This window comes from Acuticoccus kalidii (genome assembly GCF_021556395.1).
In the GTDB taxonomy this organism is placed as follows: Bacteria; Pseudomonadota; Alphaproteobacteria; order Rhizobiales; family Amorphaceae; genus Acuticoccus; species Acuticoccus kalidii.
This window is the reverse complement of record NZ_JAKGCS010000033.1, coordinates 222,866-239,629: the sequence shown is the minus strand read 5'-3', so window position 1 is coordinate 239,629 and position 16,764 is coordinate 222,866. Positions and strand designations below refer to the sequence as shown.

Annotated in this window: 16 protein-coding genes; 3 read left to right on the top strand and 13 right to left on the bottom strand. The window is 65.8% G+C overall.

Annotated elements, in window-relative coordinates; translation table 11 throughout:
• Positions 1-643: 643 nt before the first annotated feature.
• The 5 genes from L1787_RS26145 to L1787_RS19610 form a co-directional block, all read right to left on the bottom strand.
• Entirely contained in the window at positions 644-3,142 is a 2,499-nt protein-coding gene (locus tag L1787_RS26145) for a glycosyltransferase (protein WP_235710804.1), read from the bottom strand.
• Between the two features lie 101 nt (positions 3,143-3,243).
• On the bottom strand, positions 3,244-4,119 hold the full coding sequence (gene rfbA, locus L1787_RS19625; protein WP_235711024.1) for a glucose-1-phosphate thymidylyltransferase RfbA: 876 nt from the start codon (positions 4,117-4,119) through the stop codon (positions 3,244-3,246).
• Between the two features lie 104 nt (positions 4,120-4,223).
• A complete protein-coding gene (locus L1787_RS19620; RefSeq protein WP_235710803.1) occupies positions 4,224-5,225 on the bottom strand; it encodes a LysR family transcriptional regulator in 1,002 nt (333 codons plus the stop codon).
• A 407-nt stretch (positions 5,226-5,632) separates the two neighbouring features.
• Positions 5,633-6,448 carry a S49 family peptidase gene (locus L1787_RS19615; protein WP_235710802.1) on the bottom strand — a complete coding sequence of 272 codons (816 nt, stop codon included), beginning with the start codon at positions 6,446-6,448 and terminating at the stop codon, positions 5,633-5,635.
• A 76-nt stretch (positions 6,449-6,524) separates the two neighbouring features.
• A complete protein-coding gene (locus tag L1787_RS19610; protein WP_235710801.1) occupies positions 6,525-7,331 on the bottom strand; it encodes a uracil-DNA glycosylase in 807 nt (268 codons plus the stop codon).
• A gap of 147 nt (positions 7,332-7,478) precedes the next feature.
• On the opposite strand from L1787_RS19610, the gene L1787_RS19605 reads away from it, so the two are divergent.
• The 3 genes from L1787_RS19605 to L1787_RS19595 all read left to right on the top strand — a co-directional run bounded on the left by L1787_RS19605 (position 7,479) and on the right by L1787_RS19595 (position 10,668).
• Positions 7,479-9,140, top strand: coding sequence for an electron transfer flavoprotein-ubiquinone oxidoreductase (locus L1787_RS19605; RefSeq protein ID WP_235710800.1), 1,662 nt, complete (start codon positions 7,479-7,481; stop codon positions 9,138-9,140).
• A 45-nt stretch (positions 9,141-9,185) separates the two neighbouring features.
• The gene (locus L1787_RS19600) at positions 9,186-9,446 is read left to right on the top strand and encodes a zinc-finger domain-containing protein (RefSeq protein WP_235710799.1); all 261 of its coding nucleotides are present in this window, start codon (positions 9,186-9,188) and stop codon (positions 9,444-9,446) included.
• Between the two features lie 124 nt (positions 9,447-9,570).
• Positions 9,571-10,668, top strand: coding sequence for an FAD-dependent monooxygenase (locus L1787_RS19595; protein WP_235710798.1), 1,098 nt, complete (start codon positions 9,571-9,573; stop codon positions 10,666-10,668).
• 6 nt (positions 10,669-10,674) lie between these two features.
• On the opposite strand, the gene L1787_RS19590 is transcribed toward L1787_RS19595, so the two are convergent.
• The 8 genes from L1787_RS19590 to L1787_RS19555 all read right to left on the bottom strand — a co-directional run bounded on the left by L1787_RS19590 (position 10,675) and on the right by L1787_RS19555 (position 16,760).
• Positions 10,675-11,088, bottom strand: coding sequence for a SufE family protein (locus L1787_RS19590; protein WP_235710797.1), 414 nt, complete (start codon positions 11,086-11,088; stop codon positions 10,675-10,677).
• 175 nt (positions 11,089-11,263) lie between these two features.
• Positions 11,264-12,025: a DUF6456 domain-containing protein gene (locus L1787_RS19585; RefSeq protein ID WP_235710796.1), complete on the bottom strand. Its 762-nt coding sequence runs from the start codon at positions 12,023-12,025 to the stop codon at positions 11,264-11,266.
• The gene (locus L1787_RS19580) at positions 12,022-12,330 is read right to left on the bottom strand and encodes a helix-turn-helix domain-containing protein (RefSeq protein ID WP_235710795.1); all 309 of its coding nucleotides are present in this window, start codon (positions 12,328-12,330) and stop codon (positions 12,022-12,024) included. Before L1787_RS19580 ends, L1787_RS19585 begins: the two co-directional genes overlap by 4 nt.
• 796 nt (positions 12,331-13,126) lie before the next feature.
• Entirely contained in the window at positions 13,127-13,573 is a 447-nt protein-coding gene (locus tag L1787_RS19575) for a Ros/MucR family transcriptional regulator (protein WP_235710794.1), read from the bottom strand.
• 423 nt (positions 13,574-13,996) lie between these two features.
• Entirely contained in the window at positions 13,997-14,335 is a 339-nt protein-coding gene (gene mnhG, locus L1787_RS19570; RefSeq protein WP_235710793.1) for a monovalent cation/H(+) antiporter subunit G, read from the bottom strand.
• Positions 14,328-14,651: a cation:proton antiporter gene (locus L1787_RS19565; protein ID WP_235710792.1), complete on the bottom strand. Its 324-nt coding sequence runs from the start codon at positions 14,649-14,651 to the stop codon at positions 14,328-14,330. Before L1787_RS19565 ends, mnhG begins: the two co-directional genes overlap by 8 nt.
• Positions 14,648-15,124: a Na+/H+ antiporter subunit E gene (locus L1787_RS19560; RefSeq protein WP_235710791.1), complete on the bottom strand. Its 477-nt coding sequence runs from the start codon at positions 15,122-15,124 to the stop codon at positions 14,648-14,650. Before L1787_RS19560 ends, L1787_RS19565 begins: the two co-directional genes overlap by 4 nt.
• A gap of 4 nt (positions 15,125-15,128) precedes the next feature.
• Positions 15,129-16,760, bottom strand: a complete 1,632-nt coding sequence (locus L1787_RS19555) for a proton-conducting transporter transmembrane domain-containing protein (protein WP_235710790.1) — start codon at positions 16,758-16,760, stop codon at positions 15,129-15,131.
• Positions 16,761-16,764 lie beyond the last annotated feature (4 nt).

Here is a 16,764-nt window from a genome sequence, read left to right as displayed (position 1 = left end):
GGCGCCTGGCAGATGCACAAGGACGAACTCCCGTCCGACCGCGCCGCCTATTTCGACGAGACCGTCGCCGCCATCAAGGCCGAGGCGGAGGAGAAGGGCGCCGACACGATCGTCGTCTCCAGCGAATATTTCTGGGGCTCGCTCCCGCCGACGGTCTACAAGGCCTTCGCCGACGCCTTTCGCCCCGCCCGCTTCGAGGTCGTCGCCTTCATCCGCCGACAGGACGAGTGGGCGATGTCCTCCTACCTTCAGGCGGTGAAGAATGGCGAGGCGCGGCCCTTCGAGGAATGGTTCGAAAAGACCCTCCAGCGCACCAATAGCGGGCTGCATTATTTCCGCGTGATCAACCGCTGGGCCTATTTCCTCGATGCCGAGGCGGTCCACGTCCTGCGCTATGGGGATGTGAAGGAGAACGTCTATGCCGCGTTCTGCGACACGCTCGGCATCAACGTCGAGACGAACATTCCCCTCGCCCGCGTGAACCCTTCGCCGACCGCCGACGGCCTCGCCCTCCTCCTCGAGATCAACCGTTCGGATGCCGACGAGGCGGAGAAGGCGAAGCAGCGCAAACAGGTCATGGGCGCCCACCGGGCGAGCGGCTCGATGTCGCTCCTGATGACCGACACCGAGCGCGATACGATCTTCAAAGAGGCAGAGGTATCGGACCGGCTGATTGCGACCCGTTTCCTGAAGCAGGATGGACCGCTGTTTTCACATGCGGTGACGGCGGCGTCGTCGCTTCCGCCGGAGCCGTCTCCGGAGCCTGCAGAGCCGCCTTCGCCCTGAAATAGTCGGAGAGCGTGCTATCGTTCGGGAAGGCGATGTCGGCCTTCGCCTCCCACAATGCGTCGAGGTCGAGGGCGAGAAGCGCATCGTTCAGCGCGACCGGATCCTCCATCAGCCGCTCCGGCAGCACCGCCCCGCGCGCATATTCGCGCAAGCGCTCCGACTGCGCGCCGAGATCGAAGGCGACCGTCGGCAAATGGAGCGCCATCGTCACCGACATGGTGAAGAGGTAGGTCTCCGGCCAGATCGAGGCGAAGAGGCTGACATCGGGCTGGATCGCCTGGATGCGCGCGATCGCGTCCGCGTCGCCATGATATTTCCCATAAAGGGTGCAGTTCGGCCCGGTCGCGATCTCCTTGAGCGCGGTGTAGCCGACGATATCGAGATGCAGCGGCAGATTGCGCCGTTCGATATCTTGCAACATGGAATGGATGAGATAGGCGCCCTTGTGGGGCCCGATCGCCCCCAGAATGAGGATATGGCGCTTCCCGTCGGCGTGCTGGGCGCGGGTGATCGGCGTCACGTCCGTAAGGTGCGGCTCGGCGTGGGGGTGAACCTCCACCTTGGCGACGTCGGCGAGCCTGCGGGCGCGCAGAGCGGCCGCCTCGCTCGGCGCGCTCACCAGCTCGGCATGGGCGAGATAGGTGCGGAAACGCTCACGCCAATCGGCGATGCGGACCCATTCGAACGACGTGCTCGTCGCCGCGAGGCAGGAGCTGCAGCGCGTCGAATCGGTCTCGCCGCAATAGCGGTCCTCGGCGTCGAGGAAGGTCAGGCGCGGACAGAGCGGCTGATGGTCGTGCCAGATGTGCCAATATGGCCGGCCCGACGAGATCAGCGCCTCCATCAGGCGCGAGATCGACGGGACCGATAGGCCCGCGAACGAATTCATGTGCACGAGCTCGGGATCGAGGAGCTCGATGAAGGGCGCGAGGAGATCCTTGTGGCGCTCGAGATTGAGCGCTTCGAGGTTCGGCAGATAAGGCAACGGCTTGCGGCCGAAGGGGCCGATCTTCACGAAGCCCTGCACCTGGGTCTGCACCACGATCGAGCGGCGCGCGACGTCGCGCATATTGTTCTCGATGAGCGCCTTCGCGGTGTTTTCGAGATAGGTCTCGATGCCACCGCCGCGGGTGTGGCTGAAGAAGAGGACGGAGACGGGCCCCATCATCTCCCGCAAGCGCGCGATGTCGAGGAGGATGCGCGAGGGCAGCACCGGGTCGGCGGCGATGTGGCGGGCGATCCGGCCGGCATAGTCGGGATGCTTGGTGGCGAGAAGCTCCTGCGCCTTTTCCGAGCGGGCGAGCTGGCTCGGTCCGAAGGACATCGAGCCGAAATGGCGCACATAGACGCCCGTCGCGAGGACGTTGCGCCAGCCCGCCTTGATGGCGCGCATACAGAAATCGCACTCTTCGCCGTAGCCGAGGCCGAAGGTCTCCGCATCGAAGAGGCCGAGCTCGTCGAGCGAGGCGCGGCGGATCGCCATCGCGAAGCCGACGCCGGTCGGCACGTCGACCACCGTCGTCCCGTTCGCCTTGAAGGCGAGCCGATCGAGCATCGCCGAATCGCATTCGAGCTCGAAGGCATTGTCGACGGCGGTATTCGGATAGCTCGCGAGCGTTGCGTTGTTGGAGAGTGGGGTGACGGTCGCGATATCGGGATGGTCCCGCAAGGGGCGCATCAGGCGGTCGAGCCAACCCTCATGGACCACCGTATCGGCGTTGAGGAGGACGACGTCGCGGTGGGTGTTGTGCGCCATGCCGATATTGACGGTGCGCACGAACCCCTGGTTCGTCTCGTTGACGATGAGGCGGATATGACCGGACGCGGCGAGCTTGGCGAGAAGCGCGCTCACCTCCGGCTCGGGCGAGCAATCGTCGATGACGAGGCACTCGAACGGCACCTCGCACTCGGCGGTGAGGACGCTGTAGATCGTCGCAGCGACGTGTTCGAGGCTCTTATAGACCGGGATCACGACATTGACCGCCGGCGCCGTCTCCGGGTCGACGACGCGGCGGGGCGCGGCGGCCCACGCCGCGACGCTCGGCAGCACCGGAACGCGCAGCGGCTCCGTCGGCCGGTGGAGATTGCGCCGGCGCGCGGTCGACACTGTCGCGATGCGCCCCTCCTCCCGGCCATAGGCCACGAAGTGGTGGAAGGGGTTCATGCCCTGCGCGGCGACGTCGTGGTACATGTCGAGATAGGCGCGGGTGGAGAAGAGCTCGGACGGATCCTTGCCCTCCTTCCAGCCGACCAGGATGTAGTGCCGAAGAGGTCCGATCTTCAGCTTGCGCACCTTCGGATAGGTGCGCAGATAAAAGGCATCGTCGAACTCCTTGCGGAGCTCCCGCCGCACGCGGCGGTTATGTCGACCATTCAGGTGCCACCTCAGGTGCAGCCAAGCCGACCTCGGATGCATGAGGAACGGTAGAACCTGACGGATCGATTGAAGAAGACTCACACTTTCCCCTGATCGAGCAAGTCGAGGAGATAGCGGCCATAACCGCTTTTTTCCTGGAGCGCGCCGATTTCGGCGAGCCCATCGTCGGACAGCCAGCCACGACGCCAGGCGATCTCCTCGGGGCAACAGATACGCAGGCCCTGACGCTGTTCGAGCGCCCGGATGAACATCGCCGCATCGACGAGGCTGTCGTGCGTGCCCGTGTCGAACCAGGCATAGCCACGTCCCATGGTTTCGGCGTGGAGCTGGCCCTTGTCGAGATAGACTTGGTTCACGTCGGTGATCTCGAGTTCGCCACGAGGGGACGGTTTGATGTCCGCCGCGATGTCGAGAACCTGGTTGTCATAGAAATAGAGCCCTGTCACGGCGTAGTTGGACGGGGGCGACTTCGGCTTTTCGAGGATGCGGGAGGGTTTGCCCGCCGCGTCGAATGCGATGACGCCATAACGCTCCGGATCCTTCACGTAGTAGGCGAACACGCTCGCCCCCTCCTCCCGAGACGCGGCGGAAGCGAGCAGATCCTCGAGGCCGTGACCATAATAAATGTTGTCACCGAGGACGAGCGCGACCTTGTCGTCGCCGACGAACTCGCGGCCGATGACGAACGCCTGCGCGAGCCCTTCGGGCTTCGGCTGGATGGCGTAGGATATCGATATCCCCCAGTCGGAACCGTCCTTGAGGAGGCGGTGGAAGAGCGGGGCGTCTTCCGGGGTGGTGATGATCAAAATGTCGCGGATGCCGGCGAGCATCAGGACCCCCAAGGGGTAATAGATCATCGGCTTGTCATAAACCGGCAGGAGCTGCTTGGAGATGACATTGGTGATAGGGCGCAGCCTCGTGCCCGCACCGCCGGCCAACACGATACCTTTGATCTTCGTCACGCTGATCTCTCCGGTGAATCCGCGTTGGCTTACGGTCACACCGAAGACTGATCAACCCTTCTCGCGCGCCTTCGCGGGCGAGTGTGCTGAAATGGTCAAGCAACATGCCCATAACGCTCGGGCCGCATCTCGCCCGCGCGGACCGGAACGAGGTCGGCGGCCTGGGTCGCCGCCGGGCGATCGACATAGCGTTCGGCCCCCGCCCATCCCCCGTTCGAGGCGGTGTAGGCGCGAACCACCTGCTTCAATTCCTGTATCACCGCCCGCGTCGTCTGCGAGACCGGCCGCTGGGACGAGGTGGCGAGGAGAAGCGTGCGGCTCAGCGGCGGATCGGTGACCGGGTGCACGGTCAGCCCGTCGGAGGGCAGCACCGCCCCGCGGGGCAGGACCGCGCCCTTGTCCCCCTCATGCAGCATCGCCTTGATGGCCGCCAGCGAATCGACCTCGCCGACGATCGTGAGCGGCAAGCGGCAATGATTCGCGACACGCTCCACCTGAAGGCGCAGACCATGCGCTTTGCGCGGCAGGACGAGCGGCTGCGCGGCGAGTTCGCGGAACGGCACCGTCGGCCCGATCCGCGCCTCCCCCGCGACGACATAGACGAGCTCCTCCCGCATCAGCGGCTCGGTCAGGAAATGCTGGGTGCGCGCCGCATCGTGCAGGATCGCGACATCGAGAAGGCCGTTCGAGAGCCACTCGTTGACATAGCCCGACAGGCCTTCGGTGAATTCGAGGACGAGTTCGGGATGCGACGTCGCGATCCGGGCGAGCAGCGGCGGGGCGAGATAGCGGATCACCGTCGGCATCGACCCGAGGAGGATGGTGCCGCGCGCGATGCCCATCGTGTCGCGCACATTCTGCTCGGCCTGCCGGATCGCATCGAGGATCTCGCTGGTGTGGGTGTAGAGCTGCTGGCCGGCGTCGGTGAGCTTCACGCCGCGCCCATTGCGGAAGAAAAGCGGCGTACCGAGCGACTCTTCGAGGTTGGCGATCTGCCGGCTCACCGCCGGTTGCGCCACCGAAAGCGCGGCCGCCGCGCGCGACACGCTGCCGGTATCGGCGACACGCTTGAAATAGCGAAGCTGCTTGATTTCCATCTTCCGTCCCCGCAATGGCTCCGGCGACGCACAGAGCCTCGTGTGTCGCGCTTCGATCTCCTCACCGTCTCAAATCCCGAAATATCGGCCTTGCATGGCCTTCGACCGTGCCGCGACGACGCGAGGTCCCTCACGGCGAACCGCGAGGGGTCGACCACCCGTAGGGCGATCGATGCGGCGCCTCGGCGCGCCATGCGGACGGCATGGCGCGGCAAGGGGCGATGGTTCGGGGATCGTCTGCATCGTCAGTCCGGCCGCCCGACTCATGGCGGCCAGGGACGCGAAAGACCGCGTCCGTCGGGCTCGATGGATGGCGCCGTTACAAGCGCGCCGTCTGCCCGATGAGACCTTCCCGCACCATAAAGGCGGAGGATGGTGCGGGGATTGCCGCCCGCCGCGGCCGGCGATCAGAGGCCGTAACGGTCCCACATCCGGTCAGCCCGCAACGCGCCGATCAGGCTGTCCGCCGACAAGGCTGAAAGGCCCGCCGACAGGCCGAGCCCCTTGCGCCAGAACGGCTGTTTACCGAGCGGGATCGTCTTCAGGCTGACCTTTTCGCCATAGCGGGCACGCAGGACCGTCCGCGCCTCGCCGAGCCCGTCGACGAGGCCGAGCGAGACGGCGCTCGCGCCCGACCAGAAGCGGCCGGAGAACAGCTCCGGGTCGTCGGCGAGCTTGTCGCCCCGACGCGCTTTCACGAGGGCGACGAACGCGTCCTGCACGTCCTGCTGGACCGAATGAAGGATCTCGACATCGTGCGGGCGAACCGGGCGGAAGGGGTCGAGGATCGCCTTGTTCTCGCCGATCGTATGCACCCGGCGCTCGACGCCGAGCTTCTCGATGAGCTCGGTGAAGCCGAAACTCGCACTCACCACCCCGATCGAGCCGACGATCGACGTCGCGTCGGCGTAGATTTCGTCACCGGCGGTGGCGATCCAATAGCCGCCCGAGGCCGCGAGATCCTCGACGAACACGAAGACGCGCTTGTTTTTCTCTGCCGCGAGCGCCCGCACGCGCGAATGGATGAGCGAGGATTGCGCCGGCGAGCCACCCGGCGAATTGACGAGGAGCGCGACGGCCGGCCCCTTCACCGCGAACGCCTTGTGGAGGGCCGCCTCGACCCCCGCCATCGAGAGGCCCGAACGCAGCGGCGAGGCCATGCCGATCACCCCATTGAGGCGCACCACCGGCACCGTGACCTTGCTCGAACGCCAAAACCTCATGGAAAATTCCTCGTCTCGCCGGCGGGGCGCGGCGCGTGTCCGGGTGGAAATTCGTCGTCGGCGAGGATGTGAGCCTTCAGCGAACCGGAGGCAAGCCGTGCCGGCTTTCGAGCCGCTCGCGAATGGCGAGGAGATCCCACCAGACGCGCCGCTTCTCCGCCGGCGTTCTGAGGAGGTAGGCGGGGTGGAACGTGGCGACCGCATCGATCGTATCGTCCGGCGCGTGCTCGTCGAGCGCGTAACTCACCCAGCGCCCGCGCTGGCGCACGATGCCTTGATCGACCTGCAACAGCGTCTTCGCCGCCGCCCCGCCGAGCGGCACCAGGACTTTTGGCCGCACGAGGCGGATTTCCTGGCGCACGAAGACCTCGCACGTCGCCGTCTCGATCGGGCTCGGGGTCCGGTTGAGCGGTGGGCGCCACGGAATGACGTTCGAGATGAAGACCTCGTCACGGCCGAGGCCGATCGCGGCGAGCATTTTTTCGAGGAGCCGCCCCGACCGGCCGACAAAGGGCCGGCCCGCATCGTCCTCGTCCCGCCCCGGCGCCTCGCCGACGAACATGATCGCCGCGCCGACGGGCCCTTCCCCGTGGCAGGTCGACCGCGCCGTCTCCCTGAGGGGGCATCCCTCGAAGCTCGCGAGCGCGGCATGGAGGGCGTCGAGCGTCGTCGCCGCGCGGGCGGCTTCACGCGCGGCGTGGATCGCGGCCTGGCCCGCCGCGGTGGCGGCCGGCGGCGCCGCCTCCACCGGCGGCTCCCATTCCGGCACGACGGGCTGGCGGGGATGGGCCTTCGGCAGTTTCGCCGGCTGATGCGCGGCGATCGGGATCGGCGGCAACTCGGCAAAGCGGTCTTGCGGCGCCTCCTCGAGCCGCACGGTCACGCCGCAGGCCTTGAGAAAGTCCTCTAAAGGGTCGCGCGTGGGGTGTCCCTCTTCCATACTCGCCTACCTTCAACGTAGACAAAGGTAAGAGGCGCGGGACACCACTGTCGAGGCCGGCGCCCAACACGAACGATATCGAGGAGACCGATGACCATCGAGCGCGAGCGCATGGACTATGACGTCGTCGTGGTCGGAGCGGGCCCAGCCGGCCTCGCGACGGCCATCCGCCTGAAGCAGCTCGCGGCCGAGCGGGAGGAAGAAATCTCCGTCGTCGTCGTCGAGAAGGGCTCGGAGGTCGGCGCGCACATCCTCTCCGGCGCCGTCATCGACCCCTCGGGCCTCGACGCGCTGGTGCCCGAATGGCGGACCGACGAGGCCTGCCCGTTGAAAACCCCCGTCACGCGGGACGTCTTCCGCTTTCTCGGCCCGGCCGGCGACATGTGCCTGCCGAATTTCATGATGCCGAAGCTGATGTCGAATCACGGCAATTATGTCGGCTCGCTCGGCAATCTGTGCCGTTGGCTCGGCGAGGTCGCCGAAGGACTCGGTGTCGAGATCTATCCGGGCTTTCCCGCCGCCGGCCTCATCCGCCGCGAAGACGGGACGATCGAAGGCATCGTCACCGGCGATTTCGGCGTCGGCCGCGACGGGGAGCCGAAGGACGGATTCACGCCCGGTATGGAGCTCGGCGGCAAATATGTCGTCCTCGCCGAGGGCGTGCGCGGCTCGCTCACCAAGGGGATCATCGCCGAATACGGGCTCGACAAAGGCCGTGAGCCGCAAAAATACGGCATCGGTCTCAAAGAGCTCTGGCGCGTCTCGGACGACGTGTTCGAGCCCGGCCTCGTGATGCACACGATGGGCTGGCCGCTCGACAATTCGACCGGCGGCGGCTCGTTCCTCTACCATTATGGCGACAACATGATGGCGCTGGGGTTCGTCGTCCATCTCAACTACCAAAACCCCCATCTCGACCCCTTCATGGAGCTTCAGCGCCTCAAGGACCATCCGGCCATCGCTCCGATGCTCGTCGGCGCCAAGCGCGAGGGCTACGGCGCCCGCGCCATCTCCGAAGGCGGCTATCAGTCGGTGCCGAAGCTCGTCTTTCCCGGCGGGTGTCTCGTGGGCTGCGCGGCCGGTTTCGTCAATGTGCCGCGGATCAAAGGCAGCCACAACGCAGTTCATTCCGGCATGCTCGCGGCCGAGCACATCATGACCGCCCTCGCCGCCGGCCGCGCCAACGACACGCTCGATAGCTATGAGGCCGCCTGGCGCAGCTCCGCCATCGGTGCGGACCTGAGGCCAGTGCGCAACGTGAAGCCGCTCTGGTCGAAATTCGGCACCTTCGGCGGCCTGATGGCCGGCGGCATCGACATGTGGATGAATTCGCTCTTCGGATTCTCGCTGTTCGGCACCCAGTCCCACGGCGGGCCGGACTTTGCGAAATTGAAGCCGACGGCGAAAACCAAGCCCATCGCCTACCCCAAGCCGGACGGCGTCACGCGGTTCGACCGGCCGTCTTCGGTCTATCTGTCGAACACGAACCACGAGGAAGATCAGCCGGTCCACCTCAAGGTGCTGGACCCGGCCTTGCAAAAGTCGTCCGAACTCGGTGTGTTCGGCGGGCCGTCGGCGCGATATTGCCCCGCGGGCGTCTACGAATGGAACCTCGAGGACGGCGAGCCGCATTATGTGATCAATGCGCAGAATTGCGTTCACTGCAAAACCTGCGACATCAAAGATCCGAACCAGAACATCAACTGGGTTCCGCCCGAAGGCGGCGGCGGCCCGAATTATCTCGGAATGTGAGCCGGGCCGGCGCTGCGCCGACGACGGCCGATATGGAGTGACATCATGGCTGAGGGGTCGACCCCGCTCTTCCACAACACGCCGGGCGTGCGCCGCGTCCGCATCGGCGCGCGCGAATTCATGTGCATGGGCGCGCTGCCGCCCTTCGACCATCCGCACGAGTTCCTCGACATGGGCGGCGACACCGAGGCGATCTGCCCCTATTGCTCGACCGTCTATGTCTACGACCCGGCGCTGAAGGCGAACGAGGCGGATCCCGAGGAGTGCATCGCCTCCGCGACCGCGGCCCACGGCAGCGTGATCTGAAGAGGGACGCGGTGCGCGGACGCGCATCGCAGCCGGCCTCGCGCCCGAGCCTCACCGGCCGCGACGCGGGGATCGGCCCAAGAGACGGCGCCGGGCGACCGGCACACCCGCGTCGGAGCGTTTTATGATCATCGTCGTCGGCGCGGGCATCGCTGGACTGTCCGCCGCTCTGGCGCTCAGCGATCTCGACGAGATCCTCGTCTTGGAGCGGCGCGCCGCGGAGGCCGCCAATTCCGGCGCAGGGATCCAGCTCGCCCCGAATGCGATGAAGGCCTTGCAGGCGATCGGCGCGGCGGACCGCGTCGCCGCCGCCGCGAACCGGCCGGACGGCCTTTGCGTGCGCGCCGCCGGCAGCCCTCGCCCCCTCTCCCTCCTCGACTACCGCTCGACGATGGAGGCCCGCTATGGCGCGCCCTATCTCACCGCCGCGCGCGCTCCCCTCCACGGCGCGCTCCTCGCCGAGGCCGCGGCGCGCCCGTCGATCACGATCCGCTATGATTGGCGTTCGACCCGACTGGCGGCCGATGGCGACGGATGGCGCGTCGACGGCATCGATACGCCCGCGGCGCTGATCGTCGCCGCCGACGGGGTCAACTCGGCGCTGCGCGAAAGCCTCGTCGGCGACACGGCGCGACCGACCGGGTGGATCGCCTGGCGCGGCAAGGGCCGGACGCGGCCCGGCAACGAGACCGAGCTCGTCCTCGCCGACGACCACCATGTGGTTCGCTACGCGCTGAGCACGGAGAACGACAATTGCGTCCTCGTCGCGCATGAGCGCCAGCGCGGACCGGACGCGCTCGCAAAGACCCGCAGCGGCGCCCATCTGCGCGACGTTACGGACTGGATGGCCTGGCCGATGAGCGTGCGGCAGCGCCACATCTATCGCGCCGGCAAGGTCGCCTTCATCGGCGATGCGGCGCACGCGATGCTGCCGTTCCTCGCCCAAGGCGGCGCGATGGCGATCGAGGATGCGGCGGTGCTGCGTGCCGCCATCACCACCCACGGGGTCGGCGAGACGGCGCTCGCCGCCTATGAGGCGGCGCGGGAGCCCCGCACGCGGCGCCTCGCGGCGCAGACCGTGAACCAGGGGCGGATCTACCACCTTCCCGCTCCGCTCTCACTGGCACGCGATCTCGCGATGCGGCGGCTCGGCGCGGAGGGAATCCTCTCGCGGGTCGACTGGATCTATCGCTGGGCGCCGCCGGCGCCCGGCGCGGTCTAGCCCCGCTCAGGCCTCGGCGGCGAGGCGCGCCGCGTCCTGGCGGATGCGCTTGACCATCGAGGCGAGGCCGTTGGAGCGCTGCGGGGTGAGATGCTCGCCGAGCTGAAGACGCCTCAGGAACGCCTCGACGTCGAGCGTCGGCACCTCCTCGACGCGGCGGCCGGTATAAAAGGCGATCAGGATCGCGACGAGGCCGCGCACGATCATCGCGTCGCTGTCGCCTTTGACGACGAGACCGTCCGTCTCGACGCCCGTCATCAGCCACACCTGCGACACGCAGCCCTCGACCTTCGTCGCGTCGGTCTTCAACGCGTCGGGAAAATCGGGCAGCTCCCGTCCGAGCTCGATCACATAGCGATAGCGCTCTTCCCAGTCGTCGATCAGCTCGAAGGCTTCGGCAATGTCGTCAGCGTCGGTCATTTGGCTCCCTCTCGATGCTGGAGATAGAGCAGCTTGCGCCGTCATGAAATCCGCACGAGGCACAAACATCGCCCCGCGCTGGAATTTTCCGGTCCATCGTCGTCGATGCGCCCCCCGACAATGCGCGGCGCGGGCCGTCGGACGCCACTCGGGCGGCGGGCCCCTCGGGCGCGTTTCAGGCGGTGGGCCTGAAATCCTCCGTCCCCCATTGGACGATGCCTTGTCGCATACGGCCCTTGGCGAAGGCGGCGAGCCCATAATGAGCCGCGAGCCGGTCGAGCGCGAGCCGGAGGACGACCTTCGCGCTGCGGGTCGGCCATCGGTGGCGCTTTTCCACCGCTTGCAGCCCCATCTCGTGACAGCACACGGCGAGGAGAATGTCGGCAAGGCCCGGACCGACATGGCCGAGCGCATGTTCCACCCGCCGCCGGGATTCCAGAACCGCCTCGCTCGCCGAAAGCCGGTCACGCGGCGCCTCGCCTGCAACGCCTGACGGATCCCAGCTCTGTGTCACCCGCTCCTGCCGGTGGCCGCGCAGATAGTCGGCATGAAGCCGGCGGCCGGCCTCGAACTGGGTCGGCGTGATCATCGGCTCGCCGGTCCCGTCTTTACGCGTCGCGAGCCAAGCGAGCGGGCTCTCGAGCGCGTTCACCGCCACCGGCTCGGCGTCCGCCGTCACACGGCGCGGCTCCACCACCCGGTGCTGTCCGGCAAACCCCGCATCGCCGCCGCCGGCGAGCGCGCGGCGCAGATAGGCGCGTCCCGCATCGCTCCGCCGCACGCGGCCGCCAGTCCGCATGAGGAGCCCCTCCCCCACCATTGCGGCGACTGCGCCCTCATCGACACCGCCCTCGCGCGCCGCCGCGAGCGTGCAAATGTCGACCTCGCGCTCACCGATGATGCGCAGGGCGCGGACGAACGCCTCGCTCGTGCTCATTCGACGCCCCGCTGGCAGCTTTCCATGGTGGCGAGCCACATCGACAGGACGTCCTCGACCCGCTGGACGATGGTATCGATCTCATCGTCGTCCCGCCGATCCTCGACGACGCGGCAGGCGTGCGCCGCAGTGGTCCTGTCCCGGCTGAAGATGGCGCCGGCCTCGGTCAGCGACCAGCCGAACGTCACATGGGCGCAATAGATTGCGATCTGCCGCGCGAAGGCCACCGGCGCGGTGCGGCGCGTCTTGGCGCCGAGCTCCTCGACCGGAAGATTGAGCGCCGCGGCGACCGTGACCTCGATCATCCGGCGGATCGTGCGCCGATCAATCGTTTGTCGTGGGTAGTTTAGCGGTTTGGCATCCAGAACCGCGATCCCGTTCGTCTGCATTCCCTCAGCCCCTCGCCTCGTTCCTCGAAGGCGGGCCATTTTCCCGGCCAGCAAATGCAATCTAAAGTTGGTCGCGAAAGCGGGGATAACTTTTCAGAAAGAGACATTAACTATTGCTTTCGAAATTTAGCAAATCCGAATAAATCCGCCATTTTTTGCGGCGCTTATCCCCGTGCCGAAGGCGACTTTTATCCTCTGGGTCAACGCAACGCTCAGGGGAAAGCCGATGCTCGTCGCAGAGCCGCACAAATCTCTACAATTTGGAATTGTCCAGACCGCCATCCGGCGTGATTCTGCGCCATCGGGGCGCAGTGAAGCGGGCGCGCCGGAACCGTGTGTCGCTGTCGCGAAGCTGAGGGGCGCCCTGCGGCGCGAACGGGCGCGCGCGCGCTGTGGGCACTGGACGTATGATCTGACGCGCCATCTCGCGCTTGCGCGGGCGTTGCGGGAGGCGGAAACCGCATTGCGGCGGAAGGGAATGATCGCCCCTTCCGCCGGATGATGTCGGCGCGTCCGGCAACGGTCATCGCGCGCGCCGGTCCGACAGATACGCGCCGCGCCCGGCGGATGGCCAGGCGACGGGCGTACGGCTCAACCACAGTGCCACCGGGCGGCGACACCGCACATCGTCTCGCATGGACCGCGGCGCACAGGACGCTCGATCCCTACCCCACCAAGGTGGGTGACGGCCGCCCGAGCGGCCCGGCCGGTCTTAGGACGCGGCGGCCTTGCTGCGCGAGGCGCGGGTCGGCTTCTTGCGCTGCTGGCCGAGACCCATGCGCTTGGCAAGCTCGGAGCGCGCGGCCGCATAGTTCGGCGCGACCATCGGGTAGTCGTTCGGGAGATTCCAGCGCTCGCGATATTCTTCGGGCGACAGGTTGTAATGCGTGCGCAGGTGACGCTTCAGCGACTTGAACTTCTTACCGTCTTCCAGGCAGATCAGATAATCGGGCGTGATCGATTTCTTGATCGAAACGGCGGGCTTCAGGGGCTCGGGCTCGGGCTCGGGCTCACCACCATTGGTCTTCTGGAGGGCCGCATACACGTCGGAGATCAGATTCGGCAGGTCATGCGACGCGACCGAATTGTTGCTCACATACGCCGAAACGATCTCTGCTGCGAGATCGATAAGATTAGAGTCTTGTAACGGTTCCGACATTTGTCACTCATTCTTGTAAATGAGCGCCACTGCGTGTCCATTATCGGTCTCGCGCGGCGCTCTCGTTCAGACCACATACCATCTATTAGAGTGGCATGTCGTCTGCAAGATCACATGGCAAGTTTTCCCGACACCATCCGTAAATTCACAATTGAGCAAGAAAACCGATTAGCAGCTTCTCTAGCGCGGTCCCAATTTAGCCACAGATGCTAAGATCCACCACCGGCCAGAGACTAGGCGTTGCGCCTATGTATGCATCAAAGCATCGCTGGCACGCGCCTGTGACATGAATTCGCGGACACGTTTGGGTCGAAGAATTGGTTCAAATCGGTCAGCTCAGTGATCCGTATGCCGCAAAATTTGGCGGGTTTTCTTACTGAACAGTCGAATCACTGCCGAAAAAAGCGGACCGATAGAACACTCTCACGATTCCGTGCGGTGCGACAGAGCGTCATGCTTCGTGAGATCGCACGGCCGGTAGCCGACCGTGTACGACGCGCGGGCCAAGAGATGGGCCGATATCGGCGTCGTCAGCATGAAGAAAGCGACGCCGGCCAGCGCCCGCAACACAACTTCACTTTGCTGCGAATACACGGCCAGCGCGATCAGCAGCAGGCCGGAACCCAAAGTGCCGGATTTGCTGGCCGCATGCATCCGCATGTAGAGGTCATTGAGACGGAGCACGCCGATCGCCGCGGCGAGAACCAAAAACGAGCCGATAACAGCCAACACACCGGTCGTGTATAGAGCCCACTCAGGCATCGCTGATATCCTTCTTCGTACTACCGTCGTCTAGTGACAACTCGCCGCGCCGCAACACGAACCGTGCGAGCGCAATCGTCGAAAGAAATCCGACAATACCGAGAGCGATGGCGATATCGACGTAAATGGAGAAACCCGTCCGAATACCGAATGCGGCGATGTAACTCACCGCACACGACACCAAAAGATCCAGTGCGAGGATCCGATCGGGCAAGGTCGGGCCCCGGACGATTCGCACGATGATCAAAACGAACGCGGCCGACAGCATCGCGAACGAGATGATCAAACAAACGGTTAGGAAATCGGCGCCGGTCATGGGTTGAAGACCCTCAAGATAAGCTCCTCGAAGCCGGTTTTGATGTCCTCGATCACCTCCGTCGGGTTCGGAGCATCGATCGCATGGACGTAGAGCGTTCGACGATCGTCGGAGACGTCGATCGACAACGTGCCCGGTGTCAGCGTGATGAGATTGGCAAGCAGCGTGATCTCGGCGTCGCTCTCCACCGTCAGCGGATAGGCAATAATCGCCGGTTGAAGCTGGCGCCACGGCGACAACACCAAGATGGCCACGTGGATCGAAGACTTGATCAGCTCAATAATAAATATGACGCCAAGTTTCAGCGCGTTCCAGGCGCCGCGAAAGTGGCGGACGCCGCCGATCTGCTCGCGGATGAGCCACAGGGCCGCGCCGCCGAGGACGAAGCCGAACAGGAGTTGCACCACCGAGAAGGAGCCGCTGACCGCCGCCCATGCGATCGCAAGGAGGATGTTGACGAGGATGATGGCCATCGGATCACTCCACCTTCAGGACGCGTTCGAGATACGCGGCAGGATCGAGAAGCCCCTGCGCACCGGAGCGCGCCGCATCGATCACCGTGCTCGGGAAGAGACCCATCGCGACGATGAGCGCCGCCAGCGCGACCAGTGCGAGGGCGAAGGGCCTCGTGGACGCTCCCGGCTCCAGCGTCGGCTCGGGATCGGGCACCCCGTCCTCCTGCGGCGGACGCAGATAGACGAGCACCCAGGCCCGCCCGATCGCGATCGTCGTGAAGAGGCCGGACAGGATGATACCGACGATCCCGGCGATCCCGAACACGTCGCCGGTCTGATAACCCGCCTCCACCAGCATCAATTTCGGCCAGAAGCCCGAAAAGGGCGGCAGCCCGGCGGCGGCGAAGCCGAACACCAGGAAGAGCGTCGCCGCGAGCCCGTGGACGGCATATAGGTTGGTGCCCGTCGTCAGATGCGTCACGCCCGACAGACGCTGCGCATAGCCGAGCACCAGGAAGATCGCGGTCATCGCAAGGATCGAGTGGACGGCGTAGACGATCGCGCCGGTAAGGCCCGCCTCCGTCCCGTAACCGAGCCCGATCAGCATCACGCCGACGCCGGAGACCACCAGGAAGGCCGCCATGCGCTTCAGATCGACCTGCGCGAGCGCGCCGACCGCACCGAAGATCGCCGTGATCACCCCGAGCCAACCGATGATCGGAATGAACATCGAGCCCTGGTCGGCGAAGAGCATGATCATCACCCGCATCAGCGAGTAGATGCCCACCTTCGTCAAAAGACCGGCGAACAGCGCCGACACGATCACCTTGGGCGTGTGATAGGAGGCCGGCAGCCAGAAATGCAGCGGGATCGCCGCCGCCTTCATGGCGAAGGCCATCACGAACATCGCCCCCACGGTGACGATCGGCGCGCCGTCGAGCTCGGCCACCACGAGGTGGATGTCGGCCATGTTGAGCGTGCCGGTGAAGCCGTAGAGGACGCCGACCGCGATCAGGAAGATCGTCGTCGCGATGAGGTTGAGGACGCCGTATTTGACCGCGCCGTCCAACTGGACGCGCCGGCCGCCGAGGACGATCAGCCCGAACGACGACACCAGGAAGACTTCAAACCAGACATAAAGGTTGAAGATATCCCCGGTGGAGAAGGCGCCCGTCACACCCGCGATAAGCAGGCAGTAGAAGGTGTAGAAGCCGAAGTGCGTCCCCGCCTCGTCGACGTCGCCCCGGGCATAAGCAAGGCCGGCGAGGCCGACGAGCGCCGTCACGAGGACGAGAAGCGCGCCGAACGGGTCGACCGCCATCACGATGCCGAAGGGCGGCAACCAGTTGCCCGCCACCATCGTCAGCGGGCCATTGGCCGAGACTTGAAGGAACAAGGCGAGCGCGGCGATCGCGCCGAAGAGGAGCGCGACGAACGCGATCCGATGCTGGACACTGCTGCGCGAGCGAACCGTGAGCGAAAGCCCCGCCCCGATCAGCGGCATTAGGATCGGCAAGACGACGAGCCAGGGAATGAGGCCTGTCGCGCCCTCGAACATGGCGACCGACCGGTCGACCTCGCCACCCGAGGGAGCGGCGACGGCGAGGCTTGGGATGAAGAGCGCCAGAAGAACCGGCAAGAGACGATGCGGCATTCTG